The sequence below is a fragment of the Anaeromyxobacter sp. K genome, assembly GCF_000020805.1.
GTDB lineage: Bacteria > Myxococcota > Myxococcia > Myxococcales > Anaeromyxobacteraceae > Anaeromyxobacter > Anaeromyxobacter dehalogenans.
This window is the reverse complement of record NC_011145.1, coordinates 2,739,840-2,764,389: the sequence shown is the minus strand read 5'-3', so window position 1 is coordinate 2,764,389 and position 24,550 is coordinate 2,739,840. Positions and strand designations below refer to the sequence as shown.

Genomic DNA, 24,550 nt, shown 5'->3' with positions numbered 1-24,550 from the left:
GAGGGGCCTCGGCTAGAGCATCTTCTCGGCGGGGTTGACGATGGTGATGCGGCCCTCCTGCGCGAGCTCCTGGGCCGCCTTGGCGATCTCCTGCTGCGCGGCCTCCACCGACGCGAGCTTCACCGGGCCCATGGCCGCGAGATCGTCGGCGAGCATCTCCGCCGCGCGGGCGGAGAGGTTCTGCAGGAAGCGGTCGCGCAGCTCGGCGGTGGCGCCCTTCAGCGCCACCGTGAGCCGCTGCCCGTCGATCTCGCGCAGCAGGAGCTGCAGGTCGCGATCGGCCAGGGCGACCAGGTCGCCGAACGTGAACAGCCGGCCCCGCAGCTCGCCCGCGAGTTGCGCGTCGTCTCGCTCGATCTCGCCCAGCACCTGCGCCTGCTCCTGCGGCGGCGAGCGGCGCAGGATCTCGAGCGCGGTGGCCTTCCCGTCCACCTTGCGCATCCCGCCCGCCACCACCGCCTTCAGCTCGGAGGAGAGGGCCTGCCCCACCTCGCGGAGCACCTCCGGCGCCACCGACTCGATGGTGGCCATCCGGCGCAGCACGTCCGGCCGGAGCTTCTCCGGCAGCCGCTCCATCACGCCCACCGCGCGCGGCCCGTCGAGCGAGGAGAGCACGAGCGCGACGGTCTGCGGCTGCTCGCGCTGCAGCACCATGGCGAGCGCCTCCGGGTCGGCCTGCGAGACCGGGCCGAGCACCTCGTCCGGCGGCGGCGGCGGGACCACGCCGTCGAAGGCGCGCCGCGCCGCGTCGGCGCCGAGCGCGCGCTCCGCCACCTCGCGCAGCAGGTCGTCGCCGGCGGCCGCGTCGCCGCCCACGGTCTCCATGCTGGTGACGAACTGCTCCAGCGCCTCGGTGATGGCCTTCGGGCCGCGGGCGCGGAGCGCCCTGGCGCCGAGCGCGATGCGGCGCAGCTCGGCCTCGCCGAGCAGCTTGAACACGGCGCCGGCGACCTCCGGGCCGACGCCGAGCAGCACGGCGGCGGCGCGCTGCGCGCCGGGACCGGGGCGCTCGGGGGCGGACGCCGGGGAGGGGCTGGGCGGGGCGGGGGCGAGGTCAGGCATCGGCGTTGCTCCGCTCGGGCTGGACCGGCTGGCCGGGCTCCTGGGCGATCCAGGCCTTCAGGAGGTGGGCGGTGCGGGTGGGGTCCTGCGAGGCGAGGTCGCGGGCGCGGTCGCGCAGCGTCGCGGACGGATCGGCCAGCGCCGCCGGGCGCGGTGCCGGCGCGCCGGGGAGCGCGGCGTCGCGGGCGAGCGCCGCCTCGATCTCGGCCACGCGGGGCGCCGGGCCGGATGGGCAGCACCTCGGGCGCGGCCGGCGCCCGGCGACGCCGCAGCGCCAGCGCGAGCAGCGCGAGGCCGACGAGCGCGCCCGCGCCCAGCGCGCCCCACCGCACCGCGGGGCGCTCGAGCAGGGCGGGCGGGGGGGCCGGGGGCGGGGCGGGCTCCTCGGCGCGCACGAACGGGGACGAGGAGATCTCGAAGGTGTCGCCGCGGTCGGCGTCGAAGCCCACCGCGCGCTTGGCGAGCTCGCCCAGCCGCGCGATCTCCGCGTCGGCGCGGGGCGCGCCCCCGGCGCCGTCCACCAGCACGGCCACCGAGATGCGCTCCAGGCGCGGGACGCGCGCCACCGAGGTGGTGGTGGTGGTGGAGACGTCGTAGTTGCGGGTCTGGTCCTCGGTGGAGGCGCTGCTGCGCCCGCGCGCGCCGGCCGCCGGCGCCGGCGGCGCGAGCGGCTGGTTGGCGGCGGCGCCGGCCACGCCGGTCGGGCCCGCGCCGTCGCTCGACGACTGCTGGGTGAGCTTGCGCTCGCTGCGCAGCGTGGCCGAGTCGGGGTCGAGGACCTGGGCGCTGCTCTGGACCTCGGTCTGGTCGAGCGAGGCGGTCACCCGCGCCACCACCGCCCCCGGTCCCACCGCCTGGCCGAGCAGGTCCACGATGCGCCGCTCCAGGTCGCGCTCCATGCGGCGCTGGTAGCCCATGGCCTCGCCCAGCGGGCCCTCGTCGGAGAGCACCTCGCCGCGGCCGTCCACCACCGAGACGCCCGCCGGCGCCAGCCCGGCGACCGCGGACGACACCAGGTGCCGGATGCCGGAGATCTCGCGCTGGTCGAGCGTGCGCCCCGGCTGCAGGTTCACCACCACCGCCGCGGCGGCGGGGCGGTCCTGGTCGCGGTACAGCCCCTTCTCCGGGAGCGTGAGGTGCACGCGCGCGGAGCGGACCTGCGCGAGGCGCGAGATGGTGCGGGCCAGCTCGCCCTCGGTGGCGCGGCGCAGGTTCACCTTCTGCGTGAACTCGGAGACGCCCAGGTCGCCGCGGTCGAAGATCTCGAAGCCCACCCCCCCGCCGCGCGGGAGGCCGGCGCCGGCCAGCAGCAGGCGGGCGTCGTACACGCGCGACGCGGGCACCGCCAGCGCGGAGCCGCCCGCCTCCAGGCGATACGGGACGCCGGCCGCGCCGAGGGCGCCGGCCGCCTCGGCCGAGTCCTCCGGCGTGAGGTTGGTGAAGGCGTACTGGTACGCCTCGGAGGAGCGCACCGCGCTGAGCGCGGCGACGCCGATGGTGGCGAGCGCGCCCGCCACCAGCACCAGCTTCAGGCCGGCGGGGAGGGCGCCGAGGAGGCGCGGCAGCTCGCGGAGCTGCTTGAGGAGGGGCTCCATGGACGTGTCCGGAGCGCGGCGCTACACGCTCATCCGCATGACTTCCTGGTAGGCCTCGACGAGCTTGTTGCGGACGCGGGTGGCCACCCGCATCGCCACGTCGGCCTTCTCCAGCGCGAGCGCGGTCTCGTGCAGGTTGCCCTCGCCGAGCGCGGAGCGCGCGGCCTGCGCGTCGGCCGCGCCCTGCAGCGCCTCCGCCTGCGCCAGCGCCTCGCCGAGCGCGCGTCCGAAGGTGCCGCCCTCCGGCCGCGCCGCGGGCGCCGCCGCGGGCTGGTAGAGGGCCGGGCCGATGCCGCGGATGCCGTCCATGGCCTACCTCGCGATCTCGAGGGCGCGCTGCGCCATCGTCTTGAGCGTGTCCACCGCGGTGGCGTTCGCCTCGTAGGCCTTCTGCGCCGACATGAGGTTCACGATCTCGTGCACCGGGTTGACGTCGGGGAGCGTCACGAAGCCGTCGGGGTCGGCGTCCGGGTGGGCCGGGCTGAACACGCGGCGTCCGGGGCCCTCGCCTTCGGCGATGGCGGCCACGCGCACGCCGGAGGGGGCCGGGCCGGCCGCCCCCAGCGCGGCGTCGAACGGCACCGCCTCGAGCACCGGGTCGAGCCGGCGATACGGCTGGCCGTCCGGGCCGCGGGTGGTCTCGGCGTTCGCCAGGTTGGAGGCGGCGAGGTTGACGCGGACGCGCTCGGCCGCGAGGCCGGACGCGCTGACGTTCAGGGCGGAGAGGAAGTCCATGGCGGCTCCCGGGCTAGGCCGCGCCGTCCGACGCGACGTAGCGGAGGATGGCGAGCTTCTTGGCGGCGGCCCGGGCGGCCGCGCCGTACTGGATGGCGTTCTCGGCGATGGCGGCGGTGGTGCGGTCGAGGTCCACGGCGTTGCCGTCGAGCCCCGGCGCGGCGCCCGGCACCTCCGCGACGAACCGCTCCGGCGCGGCCGGGCCGGCGATCGGCTGCGGGGCGCCGGCGACCGCGGCGGCGAGCGTCAAGGGGATGTCGCCCCGGCGCGCGGCCACCCTGGGCGGCGGGGCGGCGGGCAGGTCGGGGCCGGGCGCGGCCGCGGCGGCCATGGCGGCCCGGAAGTCGAGGTCGACCGGCGTGAAGCCGGGCGTGTTCGCGTTCGCGAGATCGCCGCCGAGCACGGTCTGGCGGGCCAGCCGGACGTCGAGCGCGCGTTCCAGCGTCGAGAGCGTGGCGTCGAAGATCCTCATGCCCGCTCCTTCTGCGAGCGCCGTGCCCGGCGCGGCGTCAGGGGCGCGTCGCCGGGGCCGCGCCGAGCCGGGCCGCCTCCACCGCGGCGCGCGCGGCGCGCAGGTCGCCGTCGTCGGCCGGGGCGGGTGGGCGGGCCGGGGCCGGCCGCGGGGCCGGGGGCGCCGACGGGCGCAGCGCTGCGAGCGCGGTCCGCCAGGGCGCGCGCGCCAGCTCGGCCTCGGGGAGGCGGGTGCGGGCGAACCGCGCCACCTCGCGGCCGCGCACCGCGTCCCCGGCGGCGCCGTACAGCTCCACCACGCGGCGCAGGTGATCCGAGAGCTCGTCCCGCGGCACGCGCCCGGTCTGGCCGGCCAGCACCGCGGCGGCGAAGCGCGGCGCGCCCGCCTGCAGGGCGCGGTCGGCGGCGGCGCGCGCCAGCTCGAGCGCCAGCGGCCCCTCGCCGCGGCCGGGCACCTCCAGGTAGGCGGCGAGCGCGGCCGCGCCGTCGGCGCCGGGCTGGCGGAGGGCGACGAGCAGCACGTGCCGGCACCAGGCCGCCGCGCCGGCGCAGGCACCGGCCGGGCGCGAGTCCTCGGCCACGGCGCGGGCCGCGCCGGCGAGGTCGCCGGCGAGGGCGCGCAGCCGGATGCGCCGCAGCACGAGGTCCGCCCGCAGCGGCCGCTCCACCGCGAGCGCGTCGAACACCGCCGCCCGCCCGCCCGCCGCGAGGCAGCCCGGCTCGAGCTCGCAGAGCCGCTCCGCCGCGAGCCGGCCCCAGGGGGCCTCGGCGCGCGCGCGGCGCCAGCGCTCCACCGCCGCATCGGGCCGGTCCTCGCGGAGGTCGAGGTCCCCGAGCCGGAGCTGGGCGTGGGCGGAGGGGCCGGCGGCGAGCGCCTCCTCGAAGGCGGCGCGCGCCGCGGCCAGGTCGCCGGCGGCGAGCGCGCACTCGCCGCGGGTGGCGGGCCGCTCGCCCGGGCAGGGGCCCAGTCCCAGCGCCGCCCCGTCGAACGGGACCAGCGGCGGGCCCTCCTCCTCCGGGCGCCAGGGCGGCACCGAGAGCTCGAACAGATCCAGCGTCGGGCCGGGCAGGCCCTCCACGACGGCGGCGCGGACCCAGCGCGCGGTGCAGCGCAGCACCACCTCTCCGGGCGCGGCGTCCACCGCGGGACAGAGCCGGGACGCGCCGCGCAGCCTGCGGGCGAGCGCCGCCGTCGCCGCGGCGGGGACCCGCAGCGCCACCCTGTGCTCCAGCGGGCGGGCCTCGAGGCGCGCCGGGGCCGCCGCGGCGGGGAGCGCGATGCGCTCGGCCGAGACGGTGAGGGCGAGCGGCGGCGGCGCCGAGGCGGCGAGCGCCAGGAGGACGGCGGCGGGCGTCACGCGTGCTCAGGCCTGGGCGGCGTGGGCCGTCGGCGCCGCGGCGATCGCCTCGCGGCTGCGGCGGCGCAGCTTCTCCACCAGCGTGGTGCGCTGCAGCCCCAGCAGGTCGGCCGCGGCCTTCTTGTTGCCGCCGGTCCGCGCCAGCGCGGCCGAGATGTACGCGTCCTCCAGCCGCCGCAGCAGGCCGGGCAGGTCCACCGGCCGGCCGGCGTCGAAGGTCGGTTCGGCAGGCGGGGGCGCGTCCTCCGCCGTCAGGGCGCGCAGCACGGCCGGGTCGATCGCCTCCCCCACGGCGGCGGGCGCCGCGGTGGCGCTGGCGGCCGGCGCCGGCGGGGGCGCCGCGTCGCCTTCCGCGGCGCCGGCCGGGGTCGAGACCGGCGCGTCCTCGGACGCCGGCGCGGCGGGGAGGGCGAGCGCGCGCGCCGCGTCGTTGGCGCGGCGGCAGCGCAGCGCGACCGGGAGGTCGGCCACGCGGATGACGGCGCCCTCGGCGCAGACCGAGAGCCGCTCCACCAGGTTCTCCAGCTCGCGGACGTTGCCCGGCCAGTCGTAGGCGGCGAGCGCCTCCGCCACGTCGGGCTCGAGCGGACGGCGCTCCCCGCGCGCGGCCCAGAAGTGCTGGAACAGGCGCAGCGCGTCGCCCTTCCGCGCGCGGAGCGGCGGGATCTCGAGCGGGCAGACCAGCAGGCGGTAGTAGAGGTCGCGGCGGAAGCGGCCGGCGGCCACCTCGGCGGAGAGATCGCGGTTGGTGGCGGCCACCAGGCGGAAGTCGGCGGGGACCGCCTCGGTCGAGCCCACCGGCTCGTAGGTCCGCTCCTGAAGGACGCGCAGCAGCTTGACCTGGAGCGCCAGCGGCAGCTCGCCCACCTCGTCGAGGAACAGCGTGCCGCCCTCGGCGGCCGCCACCCGCCCGCGCCGGGAGGCCATCGCGCCGGTGAACGCGCCGCGCACGTGGCCGAACAGCTCGCTCTCCAGCAGCGCCTCCGGGATGGCGCCGCAGTTCACCGGGACGAGCGGCCGCGCCGCGCGCGGGCTCGCGGCGTGGATGGCGCGCGCGAACACCTCCTTGCCCGTGCCGGTCTCGCCGGTCAGCAGCACCGTCGCCTCGCTCCGCGCGATGCGCTCGCAGGTCCGCACCAGCGCGCCGAGCGGGCTGCCGGGGCCGAACACGAGCCCGTGCTGGCCCTGCTGCGGCGCTGCGTCCGGCCCGGTGGTGGCGATCGTCGTCATGGCGTTGGCTCCTTCTCGTCGCGACGCTGGGGGGCGCGTCGCTCGGTTGGCGCCAGAGCAAGGTCGGGGCCAACGCGTCACGTCCCGGGCGTCACGCGATTCCGGCGCGAACCGGCGGCGGCGCGGTGCGGCGGCGGGGGGTGAGCCTTCACCCGGCGTGCGGTGGCCACCCTCCACCATGAAAACGGCGCAGCGCAGGCCACCCGGGGGGTCGAGGAGGGGGGGCCGTGCGATGTCCGCCGGGCGGGTGTCATCGGCGCGAGGTGCAGGGCGCGACGCCTCGCGGACGAACCGTCCGTGCGCCGCCGGCGGCGCGCGCGGAGCAGGCGGCCGCGGAGCGCGGCGGAGGGCCGGCGCCGCCGCCTTGACACCCCCGATCGGCCGCCGATACCCTCCGCGCTCCATGGCCCACCGCAACGGCAGCGCCGGCGCGACCGCAGCCGCCGGGCGCGCCGCCTTCGTCTCCCCGGAGACGCGCTCGTTCCAGATCCCCGGTCCGTTCCCGCTGGAGCTGGGGGGCGCGCTGCCGGGCGTGACGGTCGGGTACCGCACCTGGGGGACGCTCGACGCCGACGGCGGCAACGCGGTGGTGGTGTGCCACGCGCTGACCGGCTCGGCCGACGCCGATCTGTGGTGGACGCAGATGTTCGGGCCGGGGCGCGCGCTGGACCCGGAGCGCGACTTCATCGTCTGCTCCAACATCCTGGGGAGCTGCTACGGCACCACCGGGCCGACCTCCATCGACCCGGCCACCGGCGCGCCCTGGCACGGCACCTTTCCCGCCATCACCATCCGCGACATGGTGCGCGTCCAGCGCGCCCTCGTGGACGGGCTCGGCGTGCGCCGCGTCCGCATGGCGGTGGGCGGCTCGCTGGGCGGCATGCAGGTGCTGGAGTGGGCGCTGCTCTACCCGGACCTGGTCGAGTCGGTGGTGTTCGTGGCCTCGACCGCGCGCCATTCGGCCTGGTGCATCGGCCTCTCCGAGGCGCAGCGCCAGGCCATCTACGCCGACCCGCTCTGGAAGGACGGGCGCTACCCCGCCGACGAGCCGCCGGTGGCCGGCCTCGCCGCGGCGCGGATGATGGCGATGCTGTCCTACCGGAGCCAGCCGTCCTTCGAGGAGCGCTTCGGGCGCCGGCCGCAGACCGAGGACCTGTTCGCGGTGGAGAGCTACCTCCGCTACCAGGGCAAGCAGCTGGTGGATCGCTTCGACCCGGCCACGTACGTCACGCTCACGCGCGCCATGGACACGCACGACGTGGCGCGCGGCCGCGGCGACTTCGAGGAGGTCCTGCGCGGCCTCCGGCAGCCCACGCTGGTGGTGTCGATCGACTCGGACGTCCTCTACTGGCCCTGGGAGCAGCGCGAGGTGGCGATGCTGGTCCCGGGCGCGCGCCTCGCGGTGATGGACTCGCCGCACGGGCACGACGCGTTCCTCATCGACGTGGACCGGCTGAGCGACATGGTGGCCGACTTCCGCGGCCGACCCGCCGCCGCGGCGGCAGCGCCGGCCATGCCGGGGGAGGAGGCGTTCGCCGAGCGCGGCCTGTCGCTGCTCGTGCTCGGGAAGGGCAAGGTCGGGCGCGAGCTGCTGGAGCAGGTCCGGGTGCAGCGCACCGAGCTGGAGCGCGACTACGACGTGCTGCTGCGGGTGGTGGGCGTGGCGGACACGCGGGGCACGCTGCTCGAGCCGCGCGGCGTGGACCTGGCGCGGTGGGAGGAGGCGCTCGCCGCCGCCCCGGCCACCGGCCCGGTGGACGCGCACTCGGCGCCGGCGCTGCTCGACCGGCTCGCGGCCCTTCCGCGGCCGGTGCTGGTGGACCTCACCGCCGCCGACGGCATGGAGGACGTGTACGAGCAGGCGTTCCGGCGCGGCATCGACGTCATCGCCTCGAACAAGCGCCCCCTGGCGGTCGCGCCGCGGCGGCTGGAGGCGCTCCGGGCGATGCGCCGCCAGCACCACCGGCACTGGCACTACGACACGGCGGTGGGCGCGAGCCTGCCGGTGATCGGGACGCTGCGCCGCCTGGTCCGGACCGGCGACCGGGTGCAGCGCGTGGAGGGCTCGCTGTCGGGGACGCTCGGGTACCTGTGCACCGAGCTCGGGCGCGGGACGCCGCTGTCCCTGGCGGCGCGCTGGGCCATGGGGCTCGGCTACTGCGAGGCCGACCCGCGCGACGACCTCTCCGGCGTGGACTCCGCCCGCAAGGCGCTCATCCTGGCGCGCGAGCTGGGGGCGACGCTGGCGCTGGAGGACGTCGAGGTCGAGCCGTTCGTGCCGCCGGCGCTGCTCGCGCCGGGCACGCCCGACGCGCTCATCGCGGCGCTGCGCGGGCACGACGAGGCGATGGCCGCGCGGGTGGAGCGCCTGCGGCGCGCGGGCGAGGTGCTGCGCTACGTGGCGCGCGTGACGGTGGGGGAGGGTGGGCGGGTCGCGGCGCGGGTCGGGCCGGAGGCGGTGCCGCTCGAGCACCCGCTGGCGCGGCTCGTGGGCGTGGAGGCCCACGTCGCGTTCACCACCGCGCGCCACGCCGAGCGGCCGCTGGTGGTGCAGGGCGCGGGCGTGGGCGGCGCGAACACCGCCGGCGGCGTCATCGCCGAGATCTTCCGGATCACCAGCGGGCGCGGGGCGCGGTAGCCGCCCGCCGGCCCCCGGGGCTACGTGCCGGTCGGCCGGCCCGGGGTGCCCACCCCGTACTTCTTCATCTTCCCCTGCAGCGTGGTGGGGCGCAGGCCGAGCAGCGCCGCGGCGCCGCCCGGGCCGTAGACGCGCCCGCCGGCGTGCTCCAGCGCCCGCTCGATCAGCTCGCGGACCTCGTCGTCGAAGCGGCCGGGCGGGGCGGGCTCGGCGGCGACCGCCGCGGCGGGGGACGCCTGCGTCGCGGCGGTGGGCAGCGCCGGCAGCGAGAGCTCCTGGCCGGGCGAGAGGATCAGCGCGCGCTGGAGGAAGTTCTCCAGCTCGCGCACGTTGCCGGGCCAGCCGTACGCCTCGAGCGCGCGCCACACGTCCTCGCCCACGCGCGGCGGGCGCCGGTGCATGAGCGCCGCCTGCTTCGCGAGGAAGTACGTCCCGAGCGGCCGGACGTCCTCGCGCCGCTCGCGCAGCGGCGGCAGCTCGATCGGGAACACGGCCAGCCGGTAGTAGAGATCGGCGCGGAACGTGCCGCGCGCGACCATCTCCTCCAGGTTGCGGTTGGTCGCGGCGATGACGCGCACGTCCACCTTGACCGGCTCGGTGCCGCCCACCCGCTCCACCACCCGCTCCTGCAGCACCCGCAGCAGCCGCACCTGCACGCTGGGCGGCGCGTCGCCGACCTCGTCGAGGAACAGCGTGCCGCCGTCGGCCTGCTCGAAGCGGCCGGCGCGGCGGCGGGTGGCGCCGGTGAACGCGCCCTTCTCGTGGCCGAACAGCTCGCTCTCGATGAGCCCCTCGGGGATGGCGCCGAGGTTCGCGGCCACGAACGGTGCGTTGAACCGCGGGCTGAACTCGTGGACCATCCGCGCCAGCCCCTCCTTGCCGGTGCCGGTCTCGCCGCGCACCAGCACGGTGGTGGTGGAGGGCGCCACCAGGCGCACCCGCTCCACCACCGCGCGCATCCCCTCGCTCTCCGCCACGTAGCGCGAGTCGCGCTTGATCTGGCGGATCTCCTCCTTGAGCAGCGCGTTCTCGCGGCCGAGGAGCCGGTTCAGCCGCTGCACCTCCTCCACCATGAGGCTGTTGTGGAGCGCGATGGCGACGAGGTGCGCCACCTGCCGCGCCACCTCGAAGCAGCAGTCGAGCAGCCCCTCCGCCGGCGGGTGCGCGATGTCGAGCGTCCCGAGCAGCTCGTTCTCGAAGACGAGCGGGAACGAGACCAGCGAGCCGTAGCCGTAGGCGGCGAGCAGCGGCTCCTCGCGCCAGCGCGGCTCGCGCGGGCGCAGCGGGTCCACCACGCAGGGCAGGCGCTTCGCGAGCGCCTCGCCCGCGGCGGAGCCGGCCAGCGGGAAGGAGGTGCCCACCTCGGGCGAGGGCTGGCGGGGATCGGAGACCAGCACCACCTCGGCGCGCGTCGGGTCCTCGGCCGAGAGGCGGTTGATGGCCACGCGCGTCTCGCCGAAGTGGCGGCGCAGGAGCCGCCCCGTGCGCTCGAGCACGGCCTGGAGATCGACGGTCGAGAGCACCAGCTCGATCGCCTCCTCGACGATCCGGCGGTGCACGTCGTCCTGCGCAACCACGGGGAGCCCGGTTCCAACCATGGAACGGTGTCTACCGAAATATCGGTGCCGGTGGCAACGGTCGATCGGTGCCTCAGGGGGCGCGAGCCGGAAAACACAAGTGATTTCCGGAATGTCGAGTTCGGCAGGCATCTTGCTGATGGTCACGCGCGGGAGCAAAGCACCGGCGGTGCCGCCGGACGGGAGGCCGAACGATGGATGCGATCGAGACGTTGATGGGCGAGCACCGGGTGATCGAGCAGGTGTGCGACGCCCTGGTGGGCTTCGCCGAGGAGCTCCGCCGCAAGGGGGCCACCGAGAAGGAGGAGCTGGGGCGCTTCGTCACGTTCCTCCGCGAGTTCGCCGACGGCTGCCACCACGGCAAGGAGGAGGACATCCTCTTCCGCACCATGACCGAGCATGGGTTCCCGTCGAACGGCGGGCCCATCGCGGTCATGCTCCACGAGCACGACCAGGGGCGCGCGCTGATCCGCGCCATGGCGGAGAAGGCCGCGCAGGACGCGCCCTGGAGCGCCGCCGACCTGCAGGAGGTCGAGGCGGCCGCGCACGGCTACTCCGGCCTGCTCCACGCGCACATCCACAAGGAGGACGCGATCCTCTACCCGATGGCCGAGCAGCACCTGCCGCCCGAGGTGATGGCGGAGGTGGGCGCGGCCTGCGACCGCTTCGAGGCGGAGCGCACCGGCGCGGGCGCGCACGAGCGGTACCACGCGCTGGCCGAGGAGCTGATCCGCCGTCACGCCGGCTCCATCCACCCCGGCGCCCAGCCGTCCACCGCGCACCGCTTCGGCTGCGCCGGCTAACCCACTTCACGCACCAGGAGAGACGTCCGACATGAGCCCGAAGGCCCGCGCAGTCTCGCTGTTCGTCATCGTCGCCTGCTTCACCGTCCTCATCTTCGGCGGCGCCCAGATCTCGAAGCACAAGCCGCCCATCCCCGCCCGCGCGGTCGCGCCGTCCGGCGAGGTGATCTTCACCGCCGAGGACGTGGCCCTCGGCCAGCGCCAGTACCTGTCCCGCGGCGGCCAGCAGACCGGCTCGGTGTGGGGCCACGGCGCGTACCTCGCGCCGGACTGGTCGGCCGACGCGCTCCACCGGACCGGCCTCGTCACGGCCGGCCTGAAGCGCGGCCTCACGCCCGGCGCGGCCGCCGGCTTCACGCAGGCGGACCTCGCCGCGCTGCCCGCCGGTGAGCGGGGTCGCGTCCAGGCCGAGGTCGCCGAGGAGCTGCGGCAGAACCGCTACGACCCCGCCACCGACACGCTGACGCTGTCGCCCGGCCAGGTCGCGGCGTATCCGGCGCTGGTGGCGTACTACACGCAGCTGTTCCGCGACGGCAACGACCCGATGTCGATCCCGGCCGGCTTCGTGCCGGACGCGGCCGACGCGAAGGCCATCACCGCGTTCTTCTTCTGGACCGCCTGGGCCGCCGGCACCAACCGGCCCGGCGAGACGTTCACCTACACCGCGAACTTCCCGTTCGACCCGCTGGTCGGCAACGGCCCGCTGCCCTCGTCGCTGGTCTGGTCGATCGTGTCGATGGTGCTGCTCATCCTCGGCACCGCGCTCGCGATCTTCTACTACCTGCGCCTGCGCGCGAAGGACCCCGAGCACCACGTCAAGATCGCGCCGCTGCAGGAGCCGAAGCCCACGCCCAGCCAGCGCGCCGCGCTGCCGTACTTCGCCGTCGCCATCATCCTCTTCATCCTGCAGGCCGCGCTCGGCTCGCTGACCGGCCACTTCGCGGTCGAGGGCAACAAGCTGTTCGGCATCGACCTCGGCATGCTGCTCCCGTACGCCGCCACCCGCGGCTGGCACCTGCAGCTCGCCGTGTTCTGGATCGCCACCTGCTGGCTCGCCACCGGCCTGTTCATCGGCCCGGCGGTCGCGGGCGGCCACGAGCCGAAGGGCCAGAAGGCGCTGGTCTGGACGCTGCTCGGCGCGCTGGTGGTGGTCGTGGTCGGCGCGCTCGCCGGCACGTACCTCGGCGTCCGCGGCAAGCTCTCCGGCCCGAACGGCTGGCTCGTCGGCAACCAGGGGTACGAGTACATCGAGCTCGGCCGCGTGTGGCAGGTGGCGCTCATCGCCGGCATGCTGCTGTGGCTGTTCCTGGTGTACCGCGCCATCAAGCCGGCGCTGAAGGCCGAGCAGGACCGCGGCGGCCTCACCCACCTGCTGCTCTACGCCTCGGTCTCCATCCCGCTGTTCTACTCGGTGGGCCTGTTCTACACGCCGGGCACGCACATCGCCGTCGCCGACTACTGGCGCTGGTGGGTGGTGCACCTGTGGGTCGAGAACTTCTTCGAGGTGTTCGCGACCGTCGCGCTCGCCTTCATCCTCTCGAAGATCGGCGCGGTGGGCGAGCGGTCCGCGACGCGCGCCACCCACTTCTCCATCCTGCTCTACCTCGGCGCCGGCATCATCGGCACGTTCCACCACCTGTACTTCACCGGCTCCCCGCTGTTCATCACCGCGCTCGGCGCCACCTTCTCCGCGCTGGAGATCGTCCCGCTCACCCTGCTCGGCTTCGAGGTGTACGAGAACCTGAAGCTGGCCCGCAGCGGCGGGAACGCGACGCCGTGGAAGTGGCCGCTCTACTTCTTCGTGGCGGTGGCGTTCTGGAACGCGGTGGGCGCGGGCGTGCTGGGCTTCCTCATCAACCCGCCCATCGTGCTGTACTACGCGCAGGGCCTGAACACGACGCCCATCCACTCGCACGGCGCGCTGTTCGGCGTGTACGGCTTCCTGGCCATCGCGCTGATGCTGTTCTCGATGCGCAACATCGTGCGGACCGCGGCCTGGAGCGACCGGCTCCTCGAGATCGCGTTCTGGGGCCTCAACGCCGGCCTGGCGGGCATGATCGTCCTCTCGCTCCTGCCCGCCGGCATCTACCAGCTCGTCATCGCGGTGCGCGAGGGCCTCTGGTACGCCCGCAGCCCCGAGGTCACCGGCAGCGCCTTCATCCACGCGGTCACCTGGGCCCGCGTGCTGCCGGACCTGGTGTTCGTGGGCGGCGCGCTCGCGCTCCTCGGCTTCGTGCTCCGGGCCATCGTGCTCGACGTGAAGCTGCGCCGCGCCGATCCCGCGGACGGCGAGGCGGCGACCGTGCGCAAGGCGGCCTAGACCGCAGGCGGCGCGAGCCGCCGAGTGCTCCTCCCCGGCCGGCCGGGGGTGGGACCGGGATCCTCCGGCCCGCCCCCGGCCGTTCCCGTCTGCGGTGACCAGAGTCACGGGGAAAGGAGGCGCCGTGAACGCCATCGAGATGCTGAAGCAGCAGCACCGTGAGGTGGACGAGCTGTTCGAGGAGTTCGAGGGCGCGGGGGAGGGTGCCCGCAAGACCCGGGAGCGGACCTGCCGCGCGATCGCCGACGCGCTCGCGGTGCACGCCACCATCGAGGAGCGGATCTTCTATCCGGAGGCCAAGGAGGCGGTCGAGGACGCGGAGGACCTGCTGCGCGAGTCGGTCGAGGAGCACCTGTCGGTGAAGCGCCTGCTGGCGGAGATCCTCGAGGCGAGCATGGACGACCCGCAGCTCGAGGCGAAGATGTCGGTGCTGAAGGAGCAGGTCGAGCACCACGTCGAGGAGGAGGAGAAGGAGCTGTTCCCGAAGGTGCGGAAGGCCTGCTCGGCGGAGCAGCTCGACGAGATGGGCAGCCGCATGCAGAAGCTGGCGGAGGAGCTGGAGGAGGAGGGGCAGCCGTCCGCCTCCATCCCGGACGAGACCGACGAGCCGGCGCCCATCTAGCGCGCGGCCCGGGCCGAGCTGCCTGCCGCGGCGCGCACCGCCCGCGCCGCGGCGGGGCTCGTGGCCCGCACGTCCAGGGCGCGCTGTTGCCCGGGACGGGTGATTCCCTTACAAACACCCGACGACCTGGGCCGTTCGAGCCCTGGGCCGGACGGAGGTCGTGCGGTGAGCGGATCGGAGCTGGCGGCGCACGCGAGGCCGGGGCGGAACGACCCCTGCTGGTGCGGCAGCGGGCAGAAGTACAAGAAGTGCCACCTCGACGCGGACTCGCGCGGCGCGCTGCAGGCTGCGCCCGCGCGGAACGGCCGCCGTCCGCTCGCGCCGGGCGTGGTGTCGCCCCGCCGCGCCGTGCCCGCGACCATCGCCCGCCCGGACTACGCCGTGAGCGGCCGGCCGCGCGCCCAGGGCAAGGACGTGAAGACGCCGGACGAGCTGGCACGCCTGCGCCGCGCCTGCCGGGCGGCGGCGCGGGTGCTGCGCGTGGCCGGCGAGGCGGTGCGGCCGGGCATCACCACCGACGCGATCGACGAGATCGCCCACGCGGAGACCCTCCGCCTCGGCGCCTACCCGAGCCCGCTCAACTACCGCGGCTTCCCGAAGGCCATCTGCACCTCGGTGAACGAGGTCATCTGCCACGGGATCCCGGACAGCCGGCCGCTCGAGGACGGCGACATCGTCAACCTCGACATCACGGTCTTCCGCGAGGGCATGCACGCCGACTGCTCGGCCACCTTCCTGGTGGGCAGCGTGGATCCCGAGGGGCGTCGCCTGGTGCAGGTGGCGCAGGAGTGCCTGGCGAAGGGCATCGGCGTGGTGAAGCCGGGCCGGCCCATCTCGGACATCGGCAAGGCCATCGAGGCGCACGCCTCGCGCCACGGCTACGGCGTGGTCCGCTCCTACTGCGGCCACGGCATCGGCGAGAGCTTCCACACCTCGCTCCAGATCGCGCACCACTACGACCCGTCGCTGAAGCGCGTCATGGAGCCCGGGCTCACCTTCACCATCGAGCCCATGATCACCGAGGGCACCTGGGAGGATCTCCTCTGGGACGACGGCTGGACCGCCGTGACCGCCGACGGGAAGCGCTCGGCGCAGTTCGAGCACACCGTGGCGGTGACCGAGGACGGCGTCGAGGTGCTCACCGTCGAGGAGTGAGCCGGCCCTGCGGACCGCTCACACCCGCAGCCCCACCGCGCGCATGAGCGCGAGGGCGTTGGAGTGTCCGACCACGCCCGGCCGCAGCCGGTAGTCGAACGCGATCTCGCCGCCCTGCACTTGGTCCTCGAAGTGCGCGTTCCCGAGCGCGCCGTCCTGGCCGGCGAGCTCGGTCAGCGCGAGGTCGTGCGTGGTGACGAGCCCGAGCGCGCCGCGCGCCACCAGCCCGCGCACCACCGCCTCGGCGCCGATGCGGCGGTCGTGGCTGTTCGTGCCGTGCAGGATCTCGTCGAGCAGGAACAGCAGCGGGAAGCGGCCGCCGGCGAGGTCCATGAGCTGCTTCAGCCGGGTGATCTCCGCGTAGAAGCGCGACTTGCCGGCCTGGAGCGAGTCCTGGATGCGCAGCGTGGCGCCGAGCTGCACCGGCGTGAGGCGCAGCCGGGCCGCCCGCACCGGCGCGCCGGCGAGCGCGAGCACCACGTTCACGCCCACGGTGCGGAGGTACGTGCTCTTCCCGGACATGTTGGAGCCGGAGACGAGCAGCACCGCCGGCGCGTCGCCGCCCAGGCGCACGTCGTTCGCGACCGCCGCCGCGAGGAGCGGGTGGCGGACGGCGTCGCCGTCGAGCAGCGCGCGCGGCTCCGCGCCGGGATCGACCACCTCCGGGAACGCGTCCGCCGGGTGCTCGAACGCGTAGCCGGCCAGCGACGAGAGCGCCTCCAGGTCGGCCACCGCCTCCAGCCAGCCGCGCACCGCCCCGCCGTGTGCCGCGCGCCAGCGCTCGACCAGCGCCGCGTGGAGCGGTGTCCACTGCAGCGCGAACGCCACCGGCGCGAAGGCCTGGTTGTGCGCCCACTCCACCCGCGAGGCCAGCCGCTCCAGGCGGGCGATGCGCGCGGAGGCTCGCCCGCCACCCTGCGACCCGACGCCGAGCATCTCCTGGAGCCGCAGGAGCCGCGGGCCGGTGAACGGCTCGCGCTCGAGCCGCGCCAGCAGGAGCGCGAGCACCCGCAGCTCCGCCGCCGGCCGCCCCACGCCGCCCAGCACGCCCGCGATGGTCCCGCGCAGCGCCCGGCCGAACGCCCAGCCCGCCAGCAGCGCCGCGAGGAACGGCACCGGGCCGTAGCCCGCGCCCCACGCCCACGCGGTCGCCACCGCCGCGAGGGCCAGCGCGAGCGCGGCCGGCACCACGAACGCCGGGAGCAGCCGCGGCGCCTCGCCCCACGCCGCCAGCCGGGCGGGCTCCACCGCGGCGCGCACGTCCTCGCCGAGCACGGCGAGGTCCTCGCGCAGGTCGAGGCGCGGCGCCAGCTCCTGGACCGCCGCCTGGCGGGCCCGCACCTCGGCGGAGTCGGCGGGCGCGCGCAGCCAGGCGGCGAGCCGGTCCTCGCCGGCGCGCGTCCGGGCGGCGCAGAGCAGCTCGAACAGCGAGCCGGCGCCGAACAGGTCGAGGTCCTCGGCGTACGGGTGGGCCGGATCCGCGAAGCGCTCGCCGGCGGTCCCGTGCCCCGCGAAGCGCCCCTCGATGCGGTCGAGGCCGGCCTGGTGGAACGCGACCGCGCGGCGGGCCCGGTCGCGGGCGTGGAACACGCGGTCGTGGACGACGACCAGCGCGACGAACGCGGCCGCGGGGAGGGCGAGCCAGCGCACCTGCAGCGCGTGGGTCCCGAACACCAGCACCGCCGTCGCGACCGCGGCGATCGCGACCGCGAGCCTCGCGCGGGCGACCCACGCGTCGGCGCGGTCGAGCCGGGCCACGCGGGCGGTGCGCTCGGCATGGCGGGCGCGGAGGAGGGCGGACGGGTCGTTCATGTCGCGGCGAAGGTACCCCGGACCTCCCCGTCCGTGTCGTGCGATCGCGCCGCGGCCGGACGGCGCCGTGCGGGCGGCACCCCGCCGGAGGCGGCACCCCCGCGCAGCCGGCGCGCCGGGGCGCGCGCGCCTCGAACGGGAGCCGACCGGGGCGTCGATTCCGTTGCGGCGCCCCGTCCGCGTGGAGAGGTTTCCTGGCGTGCCGGGACCGCAAGCCCGCCGGACCGCCCCTGGGGAGGGCGAGCGCGCGGGGGACGCCCGCGCCGCCGCGCTGCGTGCGCGCGCCGCCGAGGTGCGCCGGGCCACCGCGGGGCTCGCCGCGCGGCTCACCCCCGAGGACGCCATGCTGCAGTCGATGCCGGACGCGAGCCCGGCCAAGTGGCACCTCGGCCACACCACCTGGTTCTTCGAGACGTTCGTGCTGGCGCGCGCCGAGCGGAGGCACCGCCCGTTCGACGCCGCATACGGCTACCTGTTCAACTCGTACTACGAGGCGCTGGGGCCGCGGCAGCCGCGGCCGGAGCGCGGCCTGCTCTCGCGCCCGCCGCTCGAGGAGGTGCTCCGGTACCGCGCCGAGGTGGACGCGCGGCTCGACGCGGCGCTGGCGCGCACGCGCGACCCCGGCCTGCTGGACGTGGTCGAGCTGGGGATCGCGCACGAGGAGCAGCACCAGGAGCTGCTGCTCACCGATCTGAAGCACGCGTTCTCCTCGAGCCCGCTGCGGCCCGCCTATGCGCCCGCGCCGCCGCCGCCGTCGTCCGGTCCCGCGCCCCGACTCGGCTGGCTGGGGCACGCCGGCGGCCGGGTGGAGCTGGGCGCCGGGGCGGAGGGCTTCGCGTTCGATCACGAGCGGCCGCGCCACGCGGCGCTGGTGCCGCCGCACGCGCTCGCGACGCGGCCGGTGACCTGCGGCGAGTGGCTCGGGTTCGTGGCGGCGGACGGGTACCGCCGGCCCGACCTGTGGATGTCGGAGGGCTGGGACGCGGTGCGCCGGCACGGGTGGACCGCGCCGCTGCACTGGATCCCGGACGGCGACGGCTGGCTCCAGTTCACGCTCGGTGGCGTGCGGCCGCTCGATCCGGCCGAGGCGGTCGCGCACGTCTCCTGGTACGAGGCCGACGCGTACGCGCGCTTCGCCGGCGCGCGGCTCCCCACCGAGGCGGAGTGGGAGGCGCACGCGCAGGCCGACGAGGGCGGCGACGGCACCTTCGTCGAGGACGGCCGGCTCCACCCGGCCGCCGCCACGCCCGGGCGCGGGGCGCGCCAGCTGCTCGGCGACGTCTGGGAGTGGACCGCGAGCGCCTACGGCCCGTACCCCGGGTACCGCCCGGCCGCGGGCGCGCTGGGCGAGTACAACGGGAAGTTCATGGTGGGCCAGCAGGTGCTGCGCGGAGGGTCCTGCGCGTCGCCGCGGCGCCACCTGCGCGCGAGCTACCGCAACTTCTTCCACCCGGACGCCCGGTGGCAGTTCACCGGGCTCCGGCTCGCGAGGGACCTGTGATCGGACTGGGAGAGGCGGAGAGCGGCGTCGCGCAGCGGGCGGAGGCGGCCCGGTTCCTGGACGACGTGCTGCGGGGCCTGGCGGCGCCGCGGAAGGCCATCTCACCGAAGTGGCTCTACGACGCGCGCGGCTCGGCGCTGTACGAGCTCATCTGCGAGCAGCCGGAGTACTACCCGGCGCGGACCGAGCTGCGGATCCTGGAGCGCCACGCGCCCGAGGTCGGCGAGGCGATCGGTCCCGACGCGCTGGTGTTCGAGTACGGCATCGGCTCGGGCCGGAAGACGCAGCTCCTGCTCGCCGCCCTCGACCGGCCGGCCGCGTTCGTGCCCGTGGACATCGCCGGCGAGGCGCTGGCCGAGGCGGCGCGGCAGCTCGAGGCGCGCTTCCCCGGGCTGCCGGTGCGGCCGGTGGTGGCGGACTTCACCGAGCCCGTGGCGCTGCCCGGCCTCGACCTCCCGTGCGCGCGGCGCCTCGCGTTCTTCCCTGGCTCGACCATCGGCAACTTCGATCCGCCCGAGGCGGTCGGGATCCTGCGCCGCATGGCCCGCGACGCCGGCCCCGGGGGTGGGCTGCTGCTCGGCCTCGACCTGCCCAAGGACGCCGGCACGCTGGAGCGCGCCTACGACGACGCCCGCGGCATCACCGCCGCGTTCGACCTGAACCTGCTCGCCCGGATCGACCGCGAGCTGGAGGGCGACTTCCGCCTCTCGCAGTTCCGCCACCGCTCGCTGTGGGACGCGCGCCTGTCGCGGGTGGAGATGCACCTCGAGAGCCTGCAGGCGCAGGTCGTCCACGTGGCCGGCGCGCCGTTCACGTTCCGCGAGGGCGAGACCATCCACACCGAGAGCGCGTACAAGTGGGAGCCGCGCGCGTTCGACACGCTCGCCGCCATCGCCGGCTGGCAGCTCGAGCGCGCCTGGGCCGACGACCGCGCCTGGTTCTCGATGCGGCTGTACCGGCGGGCGGGGTAGGGGCGGGGCGGGCGGAGGCGCGGATCGGCTCGGCGCGAGGGTGGCGGGCGAGCGGCAGGCGCCGTCTGCCTCTCTGACCGCGACGGGCGGTATTGAACAAGGGAAATCGCACCGCGACGGCGAGGGGTTGCCGGCGAACCGATGCCGCTTGGCGCTGCACGATCAGTCAGGTAGCGTGTCTTCACGTCGAGTGCGAGGCCGGCGGCGCAGGGCTGCGCACGGCCGGGACGCCGGGTGAGGGCGCATCGGGGTCACGCTCTCACAGAAGACGCGCGAGTGCACCCACGTCACCGTGGCCCTTGCGAATGGAGGCGTGAGCGCCTTCGGGCCGTCGTAGAGGACGTGATGGCGCGCACGGACAGTCGGGAGCCAGCGTGACCTCGGCGTGCGCCCTCGACCCGCTCTCCAGGGCTTGCGGCGGTCGATAGGGTGGATCTTGGCCGCACAACAAGGGGCGGTGCGGCGGGTAGGAACGAGCGTGCTCAAGACATCGACATGGCTTCGAGGCGTGGTCCGTCTGCTCCCGTTCCTCATCGAACTGGCACTCCCGGCCATGGGCCGGAGTTCGTGACGGGCGTCAGGCCATGCGCCGGTTTGTGGTCAGGAAAAGCTCGGAGAAGTGATGCGCAAGGAACTCGGTGCTCCTGCTCCCCGCCTCGTATACCTCGCCCGCCGCCGCGCCGCCGCGCCGCCGCGCGGGCCCGGTCGCCACCATCACCGGGACCGTGGTCGAGCGGGTCGATGGAGCGCCGTACAACTTCCTGCGACTGGAGACGGAGCGCGGGTCGATGTGGGTGGCCGTGCCGATGGCCGAGGTGCCGAGGAAGTCCAAGGTCACCGTGAAGAACGGGGTCAACGCTGAAGAACTTCGAGTCGAAGCAGGGCGGCAGGAAGTTCGGGGTCGTGGTGTTCGGCATTCTCGAGTAGGGGAGCCGCGGGCAGCGCGTGGTTCGTGCGTACATTGACCGGGGCCGTGCTGCTGGATCGCTCGTCCTCGACGTTGGGCCCCAACCGAGCCGCCGATTGCCGGCAATACCGTGACCGTGAGTGTCAGACCCCTGCGCAATGATCCGCGCAATGGATCGCCTGCTCGCCACCGCCGGATGGGACGCCGTCGCGCTGGACGCGGCGCTGGCGGGCCATGCGCCGCCGCGGGTCGAGCTGCCGCCGTTCACGCCCGACGAGATCGAGGCCTGGTTCCGCGGGGGCGAGCTCGAGGGGGACCTGGGGGAGCAGCTCCTCGTCTGGGCGGCGCGGGTGCGCGGGTGCATCGACGTCGAACTGGCCGAGGGGCTCGCGGCGCTGAAGCGGGGCGACCGGCTGGCGGCGCTGGGCTGTCACCTCGACGACTACGCCCGCGAGGCGCTCGACCTGGGGAAGCGCGCGGCCGAGAACCTGGCGCGGCTGGGTGCAGGGCTGCCGGACCGGCCGCTGCTCCGGGAGGCGCTGCGCTCGGGGCGGGTCCGGCTGCGCGCGGGGGAGACGATCCTGGCCGTCGCCGCCGGTGACGCGGAGGCGGGGTGGGTCGAGCGCGCCGGTGAGGAGTCGGTGCGGGGGCTGGAGGCGGCGGTCCGGGCAGCGCGGGCACGGGACGACGCGTCGGGCGACGCGCCCGGCGGCGCTGTCGCCGCCGACGAGGACGAGGCGTGGGTCGAGCTGCGCACGCAGCTGCCGCCGGCGGAGCGGCGGGTGCTGGACGAGGCGCTCTCGCTCGCCCGCGAGCTGGAGCCGGGCGCGAGCCGGATCGAGCAGCTCGAGGCGCTGGCGCAGGAGTACCTGGCGGAGCACCCGGGCGACCCGGATGCCGACGACGCTCGGCCGCTGGGGCCGGGGTTCCGGGCGCGAGGCCCCGAGCCGGCGAGGCGGGGCGACGTGGCGAGCCTGGGGCCGGACGGCTGGGCGAACCTGCCGGACGTTCCGCCCGTGGCCGCGCCGGACCTCTCGCTGAACAACGTTCTCAGCGCACGGGAACTCGACGCGCGACTGCGCGCGCTGGCGGCGTGCCGCGCGGGGTGGGATCGGCTCATCGGCCTCTGCGGGTACGCGGTGAAGCGGAGCGGGATGCACCGGCTCTCCGGTTACGGCAGCTTCCGCGAGTACGTGGAGGAGCGGCTGGGCCTGCCGGCGCGGGCGGTGGAGCAGCGCGTGGCGCTCGAGGCGCGGCTGGCGGCCTCGCCGGCGCTGGAGGAGGCGCGCCGGCGAGGTGTCTCCTACGAGAAGCTGCGCGTGCTGGCACGGCTGCCGGAGCCGGAGATCGCCCAGTGGGTCCCGCGGGCGCTGGACGCCACCTGCGTCGCGCTGCGGCGCGAGGTGGAGGGCGAGCGCGAGGGGCAGCTGCGTGCGCGGGGGAAGCTGGTCACGACCCTGCCGCGCGGGGTGGCGGTGCTGCTCGCGGCGGCCATCGCCTCGGTCCGGGAGCGCCACGGGCACGCGCTCTCCACGGGAACGTGCCTCGCCGTCATCGCCTTCCACTTCCTCGCGACCTGGGGCGACGCGCCGGGGCGCTCACCGACGCGTTCCAGGCGCATCCGCGAGCGGGACTCGGGCTGGTGCCAGGTGCCGGGCTGCAGTCGGCACGCGGCGCACGCGCACCACATCGACTTCCGCTCGCACGGCGGCAGCGACGCCCCGGAGAACCTGGTGGGCCTGTGCGCGTTCCACCACCTGCGCTGCATCCACGGCGGATACCTCCGGGTGCTGGGGCGGGCGCCGGGGGAGCTGGTGTGGCTGCTGGGCGGACGGATCTGGGCGGGGCCGCACCAGCCGACCGGGGCGGACGGGCACGCATCGGACGGCGCGGACGGCGCGACGGCGGTGGCGTGCTGATCGGGCCCATCGCTCCGCGCGCCCATCGAACGGAACGCCGGGCGGGTCACGCTCCGGGCCCGGTCACTGGAGCGCGGGAGCGCGGGTTACCTCCGCGGCCGCCGCGGCGCGGGAGCCTTTCGCGTCCGCGGCGGCGCCGGGCGGGAGGGGCGGGCCTCCGGGCGCGAGGCCGCCGCGGGGCGCGCATCCGGGCGCGAACCCGCTGCAGCATGCGCGCCGAAGCGAAGGGCGTCGAGGAGCAGGTCGGCCAGCCGGCCCGCCTGGGCGCGCTTGTCCTCGGCGCGCAGCGCGAACATCATCCCGCCGAGGCCGGTGAGCACGTCCTCGGCCTCGACGTCGGCGCGCAGGACGCCGCCCTCGACCCCGGCGCGCAGCAGCGACGTGAGCGCCGCGGTCATGTGCGCGCGGCTCTCGGAGAACGGGTTTCCGCCGGCGGCGACCAGGGCGCGGAGCGCGCCGGCCATGCCCTGCTTGGCGATGGCGTAGTCGAGGAAGCGGTCCATCCAGCGCCGCAGCGCCACGTCGGGCGGGTGCGCCCGCCGCAGCTCCTCCGCGGACGCGCACAGCTTCGCCAGCTCGGCCCGGTACGCGGCCTCCACGAGCGCCTCGCGGGTGGGGAAGTGGCGGTAGAGCGTCCCGATGCCGACCCCGGCGGCGCGGGCGATCCCGTCCAGCGACGCCTCGGGGTCGCGCGTGAACGCGGTGACCGCCTCGGCGAGCAGCCGCTCGCGGTTGCGCAGGGCGTCCTTGCGCCGGGTGGGCTCTGGGCTCCTCACGGAAAAGCGACCTCCTCTCGCGGGACTGCGCGCACGACTTGCAAACCGGAGGGTCCTCCGGTTAATAGGCTCACCGAACCGGAGGAGCCTCCGGTTCGGATCATAGCAGCAGACCCCCTCCGTCACCGAGGTTCTTCCATGCGGATCACCACCCCCTTCGACGCCACCTCCACCGCCGCGGAGGTCGTGCGCGGCATCGACCTCTCCGGCAAGCGGATCGTCGTGACCGGCGGCGCCTCGGGCATCGGCGTCGAGACCGCGCGGGCCCTGGCCGGCGCCGGCGCCGAGGTCGTCCTCGCGGTGCGCGACGTCGCCGCGGGCGCGCGCGTCGCCGCGGACATCACCCGGACCACCGGGAACGGGCGGGTGACGGTGCGCCCGCTCGACCTCGCGGACCTGGCGTCGGTGCGCGCGTTCGTCGCCGCGTGGGCCGGCCCGCTCCACGTGCTCGTCAACAACGCCGGGGTGATGGCCTGCCCTGAACAGCGCACGCGCGACGGCTGGGAGCTGCAGCTCGCCACCAACCACCTCGGCCACTTCGCGCTGGCGGACGGGCTGCGCCGGGCGCTCGCCGCCGCGGGCGGCGCCCGGGTGGTCTCGGTCAGCTCCTGTGCGCACGTCCGCTCGCCGGTGGTGTTCGACGACCTCCACTTCGAGCGCCGCCCCTACGAGCCGTGGTCCGCCTACGGCCAGTCCAAGACCGCGAACGTCCTGTTCGCGGTCGAGGTCACGGCGCGCTGGCGCGACGACGGCATCACCTCGAATGCCCTCATGCCGGGCGGGATCGCGACGAACCTGCAGCGGCACCTGGGCGGGGCGACGTACATGGCGCAGGCGGCCGAGCGCTTCCGCAAGGCGGGAAGGTCCCTGAAGACGCCGGAGCAGGGCGCGGCGACCTCGGTCCTCCTCGCCACCTCGCCGCTGCTGGAGTGCGTCGGCGGCCGGTACTTCGAGGACTGCAACGAGGCGCTGCCCCACGACGGCACGAGCACGGTGGACGGCGTGGCCGCGTGGGCGCTGGATCGAGAGGCCGCCGGGCGCCTCTGGACGCTGTCGGAGCGCGCCATCGGAGCGCGCTGACGGGATCGCCGTCCCGGC

General features: G+C 76.0%; 20 protein-coding genes and 1 pseudogene. 9 read left to right on the top strand and 12 right to left on the bottom strand.

All coding sequences use genetic code 11. The features are described 5' to 3' along the window. Window positions 1-12: 12 nt before the first annotated feature. The 8 genes and pseudogenes from ANAEK_RS12385 to ANAEK_RS12355 form a co-directional block, all read right to left on the bottom strand. On the bottom strand, window positions 13-1,062 hold the full coding sequence (locus ANAEK_RS12385; RefSeq protein ID WP_012526475.1) for a flagellar motor switch protein FliG: 1,050 nt from the start codon (window positions 1,060-1,062) through the stop codon (window positions 13-15). Beyond that, entirely contained in the window at window positions 1,055-1,273 is a 219-nt protein-coding gene (locus ANAEK_RS23345) for a hypothetical protein (protein ID WP_232288201.1), read from the bottom strand. The genes ANAEK_RS12385 and ANAEK_RS23345 overlap by 8 nt, the downstream gene beginning before the upstream one ends. 232 nt (window positions 1,274-1,505) lie before the next feature. Next, a pseudogene (gene fliF, locus ANAEK_RS12380) lies at window positions 1,506-2,657 on the bottom strand (flagellar basal-body MS-ring/collar protein FliF); the annotation flags it as partial. A 21-nt stretch (window positions 2,658-2,678) separates the two neighbouring features. Beyond that, the gene (gene fliE / locus ANAEK_RS12375; RefSeq protein ID WP_011420452.1) at window positions 2,679-2,966 is read right to left on the bottom strand and encodes a flagellar hook-basal body complex protein FliE; all 288 of its coding nucleotides are present in this window, start codon (window positions 2,964-2,966) and stop codon (window positions 2,679-2,681) included. A 3-nt stretch (window positions 2,967-2,969) separates the two neighbouring features. After that, the gene (gene flgC, locus ANAEK_RS12370; protein WP_012526474.1) at window positions 2,970-3,392 is read right to left on the bottom strand and encodes a flagellar basal body rod protein FlgC; all 423 of its coding nucleotides are present in this window, start codon (window positions 3,390-3,392) and stop codon (window positions 2,970-2,972) included. Window positions 3,393-3,405: 13 nt separating this feature from the next. Then, entirely contained in the window at window positions 3,406-3,864 is a 459-nt protein-coding gene (locus ANAEK_RS12365) for a flagellar biosynthesis protein FlgB (protein WP_012526473.1), read from the bottom strand. 37 nt (window positions 3,865-3,901) lie between these two features. Next, window positions 3,902-5,221, bottom strand: a complete 1,320-nt coding sequence (locus ANAEK_RS12360; RefSeq protein ID WP_012526472.1) for a hypothetical protein — start codon at window positions 5,219-5,221, stop codon at window positions 3,902-3,904. A gap of 6 nt (window positions 5,222-5,227) precedes the next feature. Next, window positions 5,228-6,451 carry a sigma-54-dependent Fis family transcriptional regulator gene (locus ANAEK_RS12355; RefSeq protein WP_012526471.1) on the bottom strand — a complete coding sequence of 408 codons (1,224 nt, stop codon included), beginning with the start codon at window positions 6,449-6,451 and terminating at the stop codon, window positions 5,228-5,230. Between the two features lie 403 nt (window positions 6,452-6,854). Here ANAEK_RS12355 and metX point away from each other — a divergent pair, with 403 nt between their 5' ends. Further along, a complete protein-coding gene (metX, locus tag ANAEK_RS12350; protein ID WP_012526470.1) occupies window positions 6,855-9,089 on the top strand; it encodes a homoserine O-acetyltransferase in 2,235 nt (744 codons plus the stop codon). Window positions 9,090-9,109: 20 nt separating this feature from the next. On the opposite strand, the gene ANAEK_RS12345 is transcribed toward metX, so the two are convergent. Further along, window positions 9,110-10,666 (bottom strand): sigma 54-interacting transcriptional regulator, encoded by a 1,557-nt coding sequence (locus ANAEK_RS12345; protein ID WP_232288200.1) that lies wholly within the window; start codon window positions 10,664-10,666, stop codon window positions 9,110-9,112. A 194-nt stretch (window positions 10,667-10,860) separates the two neighbouring features. On the opposite strand from ANAEK_RS12345, the gene ANAEK_RS12340 reads away from it, so the two are divergent. From ANAEK_RS12340 to map, 4 genes are all read left to right on the top strand, one after another. After that, window positions 10,861-11,469 (top strand): hemerythrin domain-containing protein, encoded by a 609-nt coding sequence (locus tag ANAEK_RS12340; RefSeq protein ID WP_012526468.1) that lies wholly within the window; start codon window positions 10,861-10,863, stop codon window positions 11,467-11,469. A 31-nt stretch (window positions 11,470-11,500) separates the two neighbouring features. Further along, the gene (locus tag ANAEK_RS12335; RefSeq protein ID WP_012526467.1) at window positions 11,501-13,789 is read left to right on the top strand and encodes a nitric-oxide reductase large subunit; all 2,289 of its coding nucleotides are present in this window, start codon (window positions 11,501-11,503) and stop codon (window positions 13,787-13,789) included. Between the two features lie 124 nt (window positions 13,790-13,913). After that, window positions 13,914-14,411 carry a hemerythrin domain-containing protein gene (locus ANAEK_RS12330; protein ID WP_012526466.1) on the top strand — a complete coding sequence of 166 codons (498 nt, stop codon included), beginning with the start codon at window positions 13,914-13,916 and terminating at the stop codon, window positions 14,409-14,411. Window positions 14,412-14,576: 165 nt separating this feature from the next. Beyond that, window positions 14,577-15,566 carry a type I methionyl aminopeptidase gene (map, locus tag ANAEK_RS12325; protein WP_012526465.1) on the top strand — a complete coding sequence of 330 codons (990 nt, stop codon included), beginning with the start codon at window positions 14,577-14,579 and terminating at the stop codon, window positions 15,564-15,566. An 18-nt stretch (window positions 15,567-15,584) separates the two neighbouring features. Here map and ANAEK_RS12320 read toward each other — a convergent pair whose 3' ends face one another. Then, window positions 15,585-17,378 carry a DNA mismatch repair protein MutS gene (locus ANAEK_RS12320; RefSeq protein ID WP_012526464.1) on the bottom strand — a complete coding sequence of 598 codons (1,794 nt, stop codon included), beginning with the start codon at window positions 17,376-17,378 and terminating at the stop codon, window positions 15,585-15,587. A 199-nt stretch (window positions 17,379-17,577) separates the two neighbouring features. Here ANAEK_RS12320 and egtB point away from each other — a divergent pair, with 199 nt between their 5' ends. Both egtB and egtD read left to right on the top strand, forming a co-directional pair. Then, window positions 17,578-18,879, top strand: a complete 1,302-nt coding sequence (gene egtB / locus ANAEK_RS12315; protein WP_012526463.1) for an ergothioneine biosynthesis protein EgtB — start codon at window positions 17,578-17,580, stop codon at window positions 18,877-18,879. Then, entirely contained in the window at window positions 18,876-19,850 is a 975-nt protein-coding gene (gene egtD, locus ANAEK_RS12310) for an L-histidine N(alpha)-methyltransferase (protein WP_012526462.1), read from the top strand. Before egtB ends, egtD begins: the two co-directional genes overlap by 4 nt. Before the next feature lie 577 nt (window positions 19,851-20,427). Here the strand turns inward: egtD and ANAEK_RS12305 are convergent. Further along, window positions 20,428-20,706 (bottom strand): hypothetical protein, encoded by a 279-nt coding sequence (locus ANAEK_RS12305; RefSeq protein ID WP_041454071.1) that lies wholly within the window; start codon window positions 20,704-20,706, stop codon window positions 20,428-20,430. Between the two features lie 221 nt (window positions 20,707-20,927). Between ANAEK_RS12305 and ANAEK_RS23025 the strand changes: the two genes are divergently transcribed. Next, window positions 20,928-22,676: an HNH endonuclease signature motif containing protein gene (locus tag ANAEK_RS23025; protein WP_041454070.1), complete on the top strand. Its 1,749-nt coding sequence runs from the start codon at window positions 20,928-20,930 to the stop codon at window positions 22,674-22,676. 86 nt (window positions 22,677-22,762) lie between these two features. On the opposite strand, the gene ANAEK_RS12295 is transcribed toward ANAEK_RS23025, so the two are convergent. Beyond that, window positions 22,763-23,452, bottom strand: coding sequence for a TetR/AcrR family transcriptional regulator (locus ANAEK_RS12295; protein ID WP_012526460.1), 690 nt, complete (start codon window positions 23,450-23,452; stop codon window positions 22,763-22,765). Window positions 23,453-23,590: 138 nt separating this feature from the next. Between ANAEK_RS12295 and ANAEK_RS12290 the strand changes: the two genes are divergently transcribed. Further along, window positions 23,591-24,532 carry an SDR family NAD(P)-dependent oxidoreductase gene (locus ANAEK_RS12290; RefSeq protein ID WP_012526459.1) on the top strand — a complete coding sequence of 314 codons (942 nt, stop codon included), beginning with the start codon at window positions 23,591-23,593 and terminating at the stop codon, window positions 24,530-24,532. Window positions 24,533-24,550 lie beyond the last annotated feature (18 nt).

Coding starts and splice junctions, on each gene's coding strand:
- ANAEK_RS23025 (WP_041454070.1), top strand. CDS start 20,928: ATGGATCGCCTGCTCGCCACCGCCGGATGGGACGCCGTCGCGCTGGAC.
- ANAEK_RS12340 (WP_012526468.1), top strand. CDS start 10,861: ATGGATGCGATCGAGACGTTGATGGGCGAGCACCGGGTGATCGAGCAG.
- ANAEK_RS12290 (WP_012526459.1), top strand. CDS start 23,591: ATGCGGATCACCACCCCCTTCGACGCCACCTCCACCGCCGCGGAGGTC.
- ANAEK_RS12365 (WP_012526473.1), bottom strand. CDS start 3,864: ATGAGGATCTTCGACGCCACGCTCTCGACGCTGGAACGCGCGCTCGAC.
- metX (WP_012526470.1), top strand. CDS start 6,855: ATGGCCCACCGCAACGGCAGCGCCGGCGCGACCGCAGCCGCCGGGCGC.
- ANAEK_RS12385 (WP_012526475.1), bottom strand. CDS start 1,062: ATGCCTGACCTCGCCCCCGCCCCGCCCAGCCCCTCCCCGGCGTCCGCC.
- ANAEK_RS12355 (WP_012526471.1), bottom strand. CDS start 6,451: ATGACGACGATCGCCACCACCGGGCCGGACGCAGCGCCGCAGCAGGGC.
- ANAEK_RS12320 (WP_012526464.1), bottom strand. CDS start 17,378: ATGAACGACCCGTCCGCCCTCCTCCGCGCCCGCCATGCCGAGCGCACC.
- fliE (WP_011420452.1), bottom strand. CDS start 2,966: ATGGACGGCATCCGCGGCATCGGCCCGGCCCTCTACCAGCCCGCGGCG.
- ANAEK_RS12335 (WP_012526467.1), top strand. CDS start 11,501: ATGAGCCCGAAGGCCCGCGCAGTCTCGCTGTTCGTCATCGTCGCCTGC.
- flgC (WP_012526474.1), bottom strand. CDS start 3,392: ATGGACTTCCTCTCCGCCCTGAACGTCAGCGCGTCCGGCCTCGCGGCC.